This window comes from Intestinibacter sp., from assembly GCF_051866655.1.
Taxonomy (GTDB): domain Bacteria; phylum Bacillota; class Clostridia; order Peptostreptococcales; family Peptostreptococcaceae; genus Intestinibacter.
In genome coordinates, this window is the sequence record NZ_JBJDXL010000006.1 from 1 (window position 1) to 8,602 (window position 8,602).

10 protein-coding genes and 1 pseudogene are annotated in these 8,602 nt (G+C 28.6%); 2 read left to right on the forward strand and 9 right to left on the reverse strand.

The genetic code is table 11. The features are described from left to right. From ACI3VO_RS00145 to ACI3VO_RS00170, 6 genes are all read right to left on the reverse strand, one after another. A partial coding sequence (locus tag ACI3VO_RS00145) for a hypothetical protein (RefSeq protein ID WP_439755966.1) occupies positions 1 to 288 on the reverse strand: 288 nt, incomplete at its 3' end. A gap of 158 nt (positions 289 to 446) precedes the next feature. Further along, positions 447 to 1,763: an L-cysteine desulfidase family protein gene (locus ACI3VO_RS00150; RefSeq protein ID WP_439755967.1), complete on the reverse strand. Its 1,317-nt coding sequence runs from the start codon at positions 1,761 to 1,763 to the stop codon at positions 447 to 449. A gap of 278 nt (positions 1,764 to 2,041) precedes the next feature. Next, positions 2,042 to 3,829, reverse strand: coding sequence for a sigma-54 interaction domain-containing protein (locus tag ACI3VO_RS00155; protein ID WP_439755968.1), 1,788 nt, complete (start codon positions 3,827 to 3,829; stop codon positions 2,042 to 2,044). Next, on the reverse strand, positions 3,798 to 3,962 hold the full coding sequence (locus tag ACI3VO_RS00160; protein WP_320924512.1) for a hypothetical protein: 165 nt from the start codon (positions 3,960 to 3,962) through the stop codon (positions 3,798 to 3,800). The genes ACI3VO_RS00155 and ACI3VO_RS00160 overlap by 32 nt, the downstream gene beginning before the upstream one ends. A gap of 175 nt (positions 3,963 to 4,137) precedes the next feature. Then, on the reverse strand, positions 4,138 to 4,770 hold the full coding sequence (locus ACI3VO_RS00165; protein WP_320924513.1) for a single-stranded DNA-binding protein: 633 nt from the start codon (positions 4,768 to 4,770) through the stop codon (positions 4,138 to 4,140). A 116-nt stretch (positions 4,771 to 4,886) separates the two neighbouring features. Further along, positions 4,887 to 5,645: a polysaccharide deacetylase family protein gene (locus ACI3VO_RS00170; protein ID WP_439755969.1), complete on the reverse strand. Its 759-nt coding sequence runs from the start codon at positions 5,643 to 5,645 to the stop codon at positions 4,887 to 4,889. Positions 5,646 to 5,839: 194 nt separating this feature from the next. Here ACI3VO_RS00170 and ACI3VO_RS00175 point away from each other — a divergent pair, with 194 nt between their 5' ends. Together ACI3VO_RS00175 and ACI3VO_RS00180 are read left to right on the forward strand one after the other, a co-directional pair. Next, positions 5,840 to 6,046, forward strand: coding sequence for an alpha/beta-type small acid-soluble spore protein (locus ACI3VO_RS00175; protein ID WP_290686549.1), 207 nt, complete (start codon positions 5,840 to 5,842; stop codon positions 6,044 to 6,046). A gap of 195 nt (positions 6,047 to 6,241) precedes the next feature. Then, positions 6,242 to 6,778, forward strand: a complete 537-nt coding sequence (locus tag ACI3VO_RS00180; protein WP_320624827.1) for a DUF4364 family protein — start codon at positions 6,242 to 6,244, stop codon at positions 6,776 to 6,778. Between the two features lies 1 nt (position 6,779). On the opposite strand, the gene ACI3VO_RS00185 is transcribed toward ACI3VO_RS00180, so the two are convergent. The 3 genes and pseudogenes from ACI3VO_RS00185 to ACI3VO_RS00195 form a co-directional block, all read right to left on the reverse strand. Next, positions 6,780 to 7,646, reverse strand: coding sequence for a YncE family protein (locus tag ACI3VO_RS00185; protein ID WP_439755970.1), 867 nt, complete (start codon positions 7,644 to 7,646; stop codon positions 6,780 to 6,782). A 210-nt stretch (positions 7,647 to 7,856) separates the two neighbouring features. Beyond that, positions 7,857 to 8,396: a 6-phospho-3-hexuloisomerase gene (gene hxlB / locus ACI3VO_RS00190; RefSeq protein ID WP_439755971.1), complete on the reverse strand. Its 540-nt coding sequence runs from the start codon at positions 8,394 to 8,396 to the stop codon at positions 7,857 to 7,859. A gap of 12 nt (positions 8,397 to 8,408) precedes the next feature. Beyond that, positions 8,409 to 8,602 (reverse strand): annotated as a pseudogene (locus tag ACI3VO_RS00195) (galactitol-1-phosphate 5-dehydrogenase); the annotation flags it as partial.

The following is an 8,602-nucleotide window of genomic DNA, read 5'->3' on the forward strand; positions in this document are numbered from 1 at the left end:
TTCATCCTCTCCTGAATTTTTCGATATAGAATATGTTTTTAGTTTATACAGCAATCCGTAATGTCTTTGTATTTTCTTCTTAGCTATTCCTATAACGAAATTCGATTGATTTTCTAATAATATGTATTTTTTTCTTTTTAAAATTTTATACAGCTCTACATATGTATCTTGCAATAAATCGTTGACATCTTCTATATTTGAACATTTACATATTATGTATTTTAATGTGCTATTGTATGTAGCTTTATATATTTCTTCAAAATTTTCTATTGATATCTGAGCGCTCATTTTCTTCTCCTTTCGTTATATAGTGTATTATTTTTCGAAAAAAGTTTCATTTTTTTAATTATATGCAAAAAAATAACTCTATTCCAATCATATAAGATCAAAATAGAGTTATTTTTCATTTAATATCTATAATTATTAACTTGTGCCTAATTTATAAACTATTTAACTTTATTTATTTCGTTCATTACATCTATAATTACTTGGTCTGTAATTTGCATACCTTGGTCACTTACTTTACCTAAGTTCTTAATTGATTCTTCTACTTTGTCACCGATTATACCATTTTTAGGTGGAACATGGAATCCTTGTTTTGCTATTATAGCACTTTGGATTGATGCTGAAGCTGCTGAAGATAATTTTAATGCACAACCAGCCTTTGCACCGTCACAAATCATACCACTTAAGTTAGCTATCATGTTTTCTATAGCACCTTTTATGTGGTTGATATCTCTGTCCATAAGCCAAGATATACCAGCAGCTGATCCTGTAGAAGCAGCTACACCACATCCACAAACTGCAGATAATCTACCAGTGTAATTTTTGATATATCCAGTTACTAAGTGAGATATTGCCAATGCTTTTGCTAAGTTTTCATCAGTTTGAGGGTATTTATTGTTATATGCAACTATTGGAAGTATAGCTGTTAAACCGTGGTTTCCACTACCATTTGAGCTCATAACAGGCATTTTTATACCTGCCATTCTAGCATCTGAAGCTGCAGCTGTTAGCATCATAGCCTCAGTTAATAAATCATTAGACATATATCCTTCTTCTTTAGCTCTCTTAATACCAAATCCAACACCGATTCCTGCTTTATTATTTAATCCGTATTTGGCTATATCCATATTCATTTGAATTCCATCTAATAAGAACTTGATGTCTTCAAAATCCATTTTTTCAACATTTTGTACTATTTCTTTTATATCTGTAGTGTCCATTAATGTTTCTTTTCTTGGTGAAACAGTTTCTTCTACAACGTCTTCTTGGTTGAAATCACCTGTATCTAATAAAACCTCTTGGTTCTTTTGCAAATATACAAAATTGTCGTGTTTTTCTTTTATAACTACTTTTGCTATGTTATTTTCTCCTCTTAAGTCAACTTCTATAAATACTTTATCTTTAGTTTGTGCTGGAATTATATTTATAGGCTTTGTATCTACATAGTCTTCTGATTCTTTTACTTGTTCATCATCTAGTGTTTCTAATACTGTTAAACCATTTTCTGAATGTCCGCCTACAAATCCCATTGCAACTGCTATTTTTAATCCTAATCTATCTGTACCTGGAATTCCTACGCACATTCCGTTTTTATATATACTTGGACTTACTAAAATTCTGTTTTCTACTATTTCTTCATCTAATAATTCTTTAGCTTTTGCACAAGCTAGTGCTACTGCTACTGGTTCTGTACATCCTAATGCAGGTTTTACTTCTGCCTTTAACATTTCAATTAATTGTTTTCTTATATCTCTCATGACCGTTCCTCCTAAATTAACTAAAACAAAATAAATCTCATAATTCAAATAAAAATTTTTCTTAATAATATTAATAGCATTTTTCGTGCCAACTTTTTACATTTCAAAAAATATTTTTTATTAATTATTTTTTGATAATTACTTTAAATATTTTTTAGATTATCATTTTATATTTATTTTTTTGAAGTAATATATATTTATATTTTCTCAGTTTCAAAAAAAATAATCTCATTATGAGATTTTATCTCATTTTGAGACTATTTTAAATCAAATTGCAATTATTTTATATCAAGATTGTCCTTGTATTTTTCTAATTTTCTATATAAAGTAGCTCTAGATATCCCCAAAGCATTTGCGGCTAATTCCTTATCCTTTTTATAATTTTTATACAAATCTAAAGCTCTTTTTATTTCTCTAATTTCTAATTCTTCTAATGTTCTTATTTCTTCGTTGTCTACTCTTTCTTCAACATAATTTATGGTTGTAAGTGTTTTTGGCATGGAATCTAATGTTAGAATTTTAGATTGAGACATATTTATGCTATATTCAATTACATTTTGAAGCTCTCTAATATTACCTGGCCATTCATAATTCATAAGTAGCTGCTTGGCATTTTCGTCTATACCTAAAATCTCTTTTCCAAGCTTGTCCGAATATTCCTTTATCATATAATCAATCAATAGCGGTATATCCTCTCTACGCTCTCTAAGGCTCGGTAATTTTATAGGAATAACATTCAATCTATAATATAAATCCTCTCTGAAAGAGCCATTTTTAACCATAGCACTTAAATTTTTATTTGTAGCTGCAATAATTCTTACATCTATGAATATATTGCTCTTTCCACCGATTTTATCTAACTCGCGCTCTTGGAGAACTCTAAGTAGCTTAGCCTGTAAATGCAAGCTCATATCTCCTATTTCATCTAAGAATATAGTTCCCTTATCAGCTAATTCAAATTTTCCTAATTTACCCCCCTTCTTAGCACCTGTAAAAGCTCCTTCTTCGTATCCAAATAGCTCGCTTTCCAGTAGATTATCTGGAATAGCAGCACAGTTTACAGTTACAAAAGGATGATCCGCTCTAGCGCTATGATTATGTATTGATCTTGCAAATAATTCTTTACCCGTTCCACTTTCGCCGGTAATCAATATAGTCGAAGTAGAATGAGATGCTATCAATGCATTTCTTTTAGTTTGAATTATTAGCTCGCTATTTCCGATTATATTATCTAGAGTTATTTTGTAATCCTTGTTGATTTTATTGTAGTTCTTTATAGCCTCCTTCTTTTCTATGAAGTCTATAACATATCCTTTGAACTTTCCTTTTATCATTATTTTATTTATATTGTAAATTCCTTTTACATTTCTGTTTCTTTTATTGTAGACAAAGCTTCCCATTTTATATTTATTGAAATTATTATCATTTACTTTTTTAATGAAATTCAATACATCAAACATGCTCTTTTCAAATAAATCCTCGTCTCTTAAATTAAATAACTCTTTAAACTTATGGTTGCACTTATCTACATGACCATTTATATCTACAGAAACTACGGCCTTATCCATACTGTCTAGCAAAATTTCTAATTTCTTTTTTTCTACCTCTAATTCTTCAGTATTGATTTGCGCCTTTAGCTTACTTGAAATCAAATCCGCCATTTTTTTCAAAAAATTCATCAAGTCATTTATATTACCCTTTATAGCATCAGATTGTTGTTGGCTAAATGCTATAAGTCCTATAACTCCATAAGACTTACCATCTAAAACTATAGGACAACATACCTCTGCAAATTCCTTGCAAATTTTCACATGGTCACAGCCTTTACAAATGGTACTATTCTTTGGATCTTCAATAAAAATTTCAACCTGTTCCGTAAAAGATTTTTTAAAAGCAGAATATCCATCGACCTCGTCTCCAATTTTATCTATATATTTTCCTGTACCTGCAATTCTTATAAAGTTCTCGTCTACTATAGTTACATCTATATTTAAAACAGACAAAATAGCCTCTGCTATGTTCTGTATATCGTCCTTAATATTTTCTAGTTCTTTCATTATAATCATCCTTTACCTTATTATTAAGAAGTATTTCTCTTATATCCTTTAAAATCATCAATATTTTATTTAGTGTAAATTGGATGCTTACAAGAACTACAAATAGCATTATCACTGCAACTACTGTATAATTAATACTCATGCTAATCCTCCTTATTTTATTAAACAAAAAATCCTCCATTATATTTTAGAGGATAAATTTTTAAAATACACAAGAAATCGTATTTGTATAATTTATATGAAAACATTGTTTCTATAGATTATAAAATTCTTATTTATATTTTACATCTTTTATTTAATTTTTAATACGTAAATATTTAATTTTCATCCTCTTCTACTTTTTTTATTTTAGAAACTGAAACCTCATAGGCTACTTTTTTTACTATAGTCTCTTCATCTATTTTCTTTTCATAAGGTCTACTTTGAATTCTACCCCACATTTGGATCCTGTCGCCTACTTTTAAATTTCTGGCAAACTTTGCATTCCTTCCCCACACTATAGAAGGTATATAATCAGATTTGTTGTAAGGTCTATTTATAGCGACTAACAAATCTGTTATCTCCCTACCTAAAGGAGTCTTTCTATATGTAGGACGTTTGCATATATAACCATCTAGGTAAATACTATTAGGATCTTTGTTTTCTTCATCAATTGGCTTTATTTCCCTCACAAATACAGTTAAAATTAATTTGTTTTTTTCTCCTACATTCTTATTATACGATCTAAGTTGCCCGATTACATTTACATGCTTATTCTTTTCGAAGTCTAATTCCTGTATCAATCGTTCTGAAATGGTCATTGGCAAGATATCACTAGAATCACTTAATCTATTTATTTTTATTTTTGCATTATAAAATTTTTCTCCAAATATTTCATGACTAAATTCTAAATTATCTTCAAGTTCCCCACACAAATTTACAATATTTGTATCGCCTTTCATAACTACCATACTCTTTATCCCTCCGAATTGTTAATTATTTCTTTATCTCTATACGTTATAAATATATTTTTTTAAATCTATATTTATTACATTTTATTTTTATGTACTGGCTATTTGTATTTAAATTATTTCTTCAATGTCTGTACGCCAGATGAATCTATGTAGTAATTTTCATCGTAAATTAAATCTGAAACCTTTACCATGTTATATCCATTTTGCTTAAAATAATATACGATTTGATCCAAATAATAATCTACATTTTTGCCATCTCCGTGAAATAGTATTATAGAACCTGGAGAAGTATTTTGTGCAACTCTGTCAATTATGTTATTATCATCTATATTTTTCCAATCCATTGAATCTACATTCCATTTTACAACTGTATATCCTAGGGATTCACATAGTTTAACTCTATTTTCATCGATTTCTCCAAACGGTGGTCTGAATATATTAGATTCGTGCCCTGTAATTTCTTTGATTTTTTTAGAAGTCGATTCTAATTCTGTATTTATATCTTCCTCTGATATTTCATTGAAATTAGGATGTGTATTAGAATGGTTTTCTATTTCGTGACCTCTCTTATGTATTTCCTCTACTACAGCTTTATTTTTATCTATCCAATTACCTACAACAAAAAAAGTCGCTTTCACATCGTACTTATCTAAAATAGCTAAAATTTCATCTACATTTCTCTCGCTATAGGAAATATCAAATGTCAGAGAAATTTTCTTCTCGTCTGTATCGACCTTGTGTATCGGAATATCTGCATTTTGCTCACTGAAATACGTCTTTATACAAAAAGCTAATGCAAAAATCAAAAGCAATCCAATTAAAAATAAAACTATACTATTTAAAAAAGCTTTTTTTCTCAAAAGTAAACTCATCCTCCTTCACTATTTATAACTTCATACATTCTATTAAAAATTTATTTTTCTATTTATAAAAAAATAACTAAATTTTTAAATTCCTTAAAAATAACTGCTCTACCAAAATTTTTTAGAATATAATATTTCAATTTGGAGAAATTATAATCAACAACATTAAATAAATGTTGATTAACTTAAGGAGGAAATTTACTATGGCAAACACAAATAACAGACAAGTTGTTCCTGAGGCTAAAGCTGCATTAAACCAAATGAAATTAGAAATAGCTAACGAATTAGGTTTATCTAACTATGAAACAGTTGATAAAGGTAATTTAACAGCTAGACAAAATGGCTATGTTGGTGGATATATGACTAAGAAATTAGTCGAAATGGCTGAAAAACAAATGGCTGGTAAATAGTAAATTTTAATGCTTGAGTATTAAAATCCCCTAAAAACTTTTAGGTGGAAAAACCAACAAAGGAGGCTACCAATTTGGTAGCCTTTTTTCATAAAAAAATATTCGTTGTAAAAAAATTTAACTATTTTACACCTTTTATTTTTCTATATTTTAGTTTAATATAGTATTATAATAGTTTAGTGGAGGATGATAAATATGTTTGAAAATTCATCTGAAGAAACAGCTTACCACAAGCTTTTAATCTTGTATATTTTATATAAAATTAAAATGGATTTGACAAACTCTCAAATCACTCAAGTTGTTTTAGAAACCGAAATGATGAATTATTTCTCATTGCAACAACTTTTATCTCAGCTTATGGAATCAAAATTTTTAAAGATATATAAAGACTCTGACAAAGAGTTTTATTGTCTAACTCAAAAGGGACTTGAAACATTAGAATCTCTTATGCTTAAAATTCCAATTGATTCAGCTAACAAGGTAGACCACTATATAAAATTAAACAAAGAAAGCTTATTAGCTGAAACTCAAGTAAAATCTAGTTTTGTTAAACAAAGTGAAAATGAATTCATCGTCAATCTTAGAGTAATTGAAAATCAAAGCAATTTAATAGATTTAAATCTAAATGTTTCTTCTGAAAAACAAGCAAATCATATTTGCAATAACTGGAAAAAGAACGCTTCTCATATGTACGCTGAAGTAATCAATTTACTTACTACATATAAAAAGTAGCCTACAAACAAACTATTGTTGTAGGCTCTTTTCCTACTTGAAGCTCCTTTAGTAGTCGATTTGTCTTTGTATCATAAACCTTTATAGTGTTATTTTTCGTATCGGATACAAATAATCTACTACAATCTTTAGATATTTCAAGCCCTTGTGGAATTCCGTCGATTTTTATTTTTCCTATATATTTTCCCATTTTATAATCTAGAATTTTTATCTGATTGTATCCTAAATCACTTATATACACCTTGCTGTCCCTGTAATTAAACTCTATCTGCACAGGCAACAACAGCTCCTCAAAAATGCCAATTACTTCTAAAGTTTCTCCATTTAAAATTACTAATTTTCCATCCAATGTTGATATATATATTTCATTTTTTTTCTTATCCACTTTTAAATGCCACGCTTTAAAATCAGTATCGATTTTCTTGTTGATAACTTTATTTTCTATATCTATGCATACTATTGAATTTATACATGGAACGTACAACCTTTTATTTTTCTGATCATAGCTAAATCCATGTGGCATATCGTCTACAGTTATCATACCTATTAAATCTAACGTATCTTTATTTATTATATAAATGCTATTTGTATCCTCATTAGAAATAAATAATTCCTTTTCGTACATAAATATTTGGCTTAAACTACCACCAACAGATACCGAATCAATAATTTCGCCACTTATCATATCCAAAGTATAAAGCGTTCCATTATTTAAGCTGGGGATAAATATTTTTTGCTCTTTTTCCTCTATCCAAAAGTGATGTGGATAAATGTTCTGATTTAACTCGATTTCTCTTTCAGTTTCAAGAGTTTCGTAATCAATGATACTTATACTGTGCGACAAATAATTAGAAATATATACCTTCAAGACCTCCCTCCTTTCTCAAACTATACTACAATAATATATTAGTTTTTTTCGTAAATTATGCTTGTATGGCTCGTCCCTTTTAGTTATCATAATATTTTATCTGAATCGATCTAATTAAAAAATACTGGGATAAAATTTCATCCCAGCATAACCTAAAACAACTATTCTATTTTATACAAAACTGTTACTATAATTTGATATTTATATTATTTATTCAATGCTTGCATGTCTTGCTGCCATGTCATTATTAGACTCTGCATCAATTTCACTCATTTTTAAAATTACAGTATCAAATACTATTAATAACATTTGTTCAAATAAACTACCTAATGGTTGTATGCTACTTTTTGATGTAGAAAATTTAGTAGCTGCATCTATAGTTATTATAGCTTCATGATTAGAGCTTAAAGTTGATTTATTACTTGATGTGATAACTGCTACATCAACACCTTGAACTTTTGCGCTATCTGCTGCATTGCATACGCTTTGTGTTTCTCCTGAAGCAGAAGCCACTACTAATAAATCTCCTTTTTGAACTGATGGAGTAGTAGTTTCTCCAACTACATAAGAGTTATATCCTAATTGCATTAAACGCATTGCAAAAGCTTTTAACATTAAACCTGATCTACCTGTTCCGTACACAAATATTCTCTTATGCCCTTCTATAAGTTTTATCATTTTTTCTACTTGTTCTTCACTAATTTGTAAAGAAGCAACTTCTAATTCTTTAACTATTGTGTCTATACTCATATTGCTCTCCCCTTATTTTTCATCCCATTCTGGGAAAAATAATACTTTACCAAATTCATCTCTATTTGCTAATATTTTTTCAAATACTTCTGGTCCTTCACTTAATTTAAACTTATGAGTTATTAATTTATTTACATCTACAACTTTTTTGCCTATATAATCTACAGCATTAATCCATTCTTTTCCAGGGAATGGTGCAGATACAC

What these genes read in the sequence shown, in the direction of transcription:
- hxlB (WP_439755971.1), bottom strand. Translation starts at nt 8,396, where the DNA reads ATGAGTATAGACACAATAGTTAAAGAATTAGAAGTTGCTTCTTTACAA.
- ACI3VO_RS00160 (WP_320924512.1), bottom strand. Translation starts at nt 3,962, where the DNA reads ATGAGTATTAATTATACAGTAGTTGCAGTGATAATGCTATTTGTAGTT.
- ACI3VO_RS00170 (WP_439755969.1), bottom strand. Translation starts at nt 5,645, where the DNA reads ATGAGTTTACTTTTGAGAAAAAAAGCTTTTTTAAATAGTATAGTTTTA.
- ACI3VO_RS00155 (WP_439755968.1), bottom strand. Translation starts at nt 3,829, where the DNA reads ATGATTATAATGAAAGAACTAGAAAATATTAAGGACGATATACAGAAC.
- ACI3VO_RS00165 (WP_320924513.1), bottom strand. Translation starts at nt 4,770, where the DNA reads ATGGTAGTTATGAAAGGCGATACAAATATTGTAAATTTGTGTGGGGAA.
- ACI3VO_RS00180 (WP_320624827.1), top strand. Translation starts at nt 6,242, where the DNA reads ATGTTTGAAAATTCATCTGAAGAAACAGCTTACCACAAGCTTTTAATC.
- ACI3VO_RS00175 (WP_290686549.1), top strand. Translation starts at nt 5,840, where the DNA reads ATGGCAAACACAAATAACAGACAAGTTGTTCCTGAGGCTAAAGCTGCA.
- ACI3VO_RS00150 (WP_439755967.1), bottom strand. Translation starts at nt 1,763, where the DNA reads ATGAGAGATATAAGAAAACAATTAATTGAAATGTTAAAGGCAGAAGTA.